The sequence below is a fragment of the Corallococcus praedator genome, assembly GCF_003612125.1.
Lineage (GTDB): Bacteria > Myxococcota > Myxococcia > Myxococcales > Myxococcaceae > Corallococcus > Corallococcus praedator.
This window is the reverse complement of record NZ_RAWI01000742.1, coordinates 1-1,493: the sequence shown is the minus strand read 5'-3', so window position 1 is coordinate 1,493 and position 1,493 is coordinate 1. Positions and strand designations below refer to the sequence as shown.

Genomic DNA, 1,493 nt, shown 5'->3' with positions numbered 1-1,493 from the left:
CCCCTCCCCTGCCCGACAAAGAGCAGGGCCGGCAGGACGAGCAGCAGGGCCAGATGCAGCGGCTCCGCGACGAGGGCGACCACGGCCACGCTCAACCCGTAGGAGCTGAAGAAGAGCGCCAGCGCGAGCGCCCCCAGCGCACGGCCCGTCCTCGTGGCCGGTGACAGCAACCCGAACAGGGTGAGCGCGGCACCCGCCAGCGCCACGAGCTGCAGCCGGGCGATGCCTCGCGGGTGGTTGCCGCACAGCCAGAAGAGGACGCGCTGGGTGAGGGAACGGTTGGTGAGGAAGCCCCGGTTGAGGGGCCCGCGCCAGACATAGGCGAACGAGTCGTCATATTCGACGGCGCGGAGCTGGGTCTGCACCGCATACAGCGCGAAGACGAAGGGAGCCAGCACAAGGCCCACGCACGCGGCCGTCCACCACCAGGGCACCGGGCGCGACGTGGCTTGGGAGACGGAAGCGGTGCTTCGCGAAGCGGGCATGGACGAGGTGCGCGGAGGGCAACCGCCAGGAGCGGCGGGGCCCCGGCACATTACAGGTTGCGCCGGGGCTGACCGACCCTTTCGTACAGCGCTCGGGCCCGGAGTGCACACGGTACGCTCTCGGTGAAGCCCGAGCAGTACAGCCTTGGCGCCGACTCCAGCAGGGCCCGGGAGCTCCTCGTGGCAGGGGACTTCAAGGGGGATGGCCTCGCGTCTGCGACGGCGTCGTGAAGGGCTGAACCCCTGCTGAAGTCCTGACACCACGCCTCCCCCCGGGCCACTACTTGTGGCCCGGGGCCGGTGAGACCTTGCGCTCAGAAAGCATCCATCGACGTCCCGGGGATGCGGAGGCGCTTCATGAGGGAGACCCCGGCGGTCCAACCGCCTGACGAGGGCAACAATCCCTGCATGCAGTTGGCGCCGACGCCAGGCTTCATCGAACCTCCGTCGGCCCTGGTCGAAAGCAACACCGAGTCCCGGCTGGTTCAGCTCCTGCGCGACGCGGCCAGCACGAAGAACCCCACCGAAATCCTCACGCGTTCGGCTGTCGCCCATTACCTGCTCGGACCCGAGCTGGGAAACGCACTGGCCGACCTCTCGGTGACGGGCCGAGCGGCCTATGCCGAGTTCCAGCGCGCAACGGTCAGCCACGCGACGCTCCTGGCCCTTACCAGCGAGCGGCTCGCCAATACGGAACACGTGCAGGCGTCCCCCGAGGATGTCGCCGTCGCGGTGAGCGCCGCGCTGGACCGCGCCTACTCCGTCGCCTGGGCCCTGCGAGGTCCCGTCGCGAAGCAGGAGACGGCACGAGCACCGCTCGGATGGATTGCCGTCTCCGGCGAAGACGACGCGCCTCACCGGCCGGTGAATGTCCCTTCACCGCCATTCGAACAGTACGACCTTCGCGTGACCGTCGCGCCAAGGACGATGCCGGCGACGCTGGCGGTGACCACGCGCTTCTTCATCGCGTCAGCCGATGCGTTCGCCCCTTCGGCGACAACCCCGCCC

General features: G+C 69.5%; 2 protein-coding genes. One reads left to right on the top strand and one right to left on the bottom strand.

Annotated features, from left to right (window positions below; genetic code table 11):
• Positions 1 to 407: hypothetical protein (locus D7Y13_RS41405; protein ID WP_208734551.1), on the bottom strand; the 407-nt coding region annotated here is incomplete at its 3' end.
• A 435-nt stretch (positions 408 to 842) separates the two neighbouring features.
• On the opposite strand from D7Y13_RS41405, the gene D7Y13_RS41400 reads away from it, so the two are divergent.
• Positions 843 to 1,493: hypothetical protein (locus D7Y13_RS41400; RefSeq protein WP_147452648.1), on the top strand; the 651-nt coding region annotated here is incomplete at its 3' end.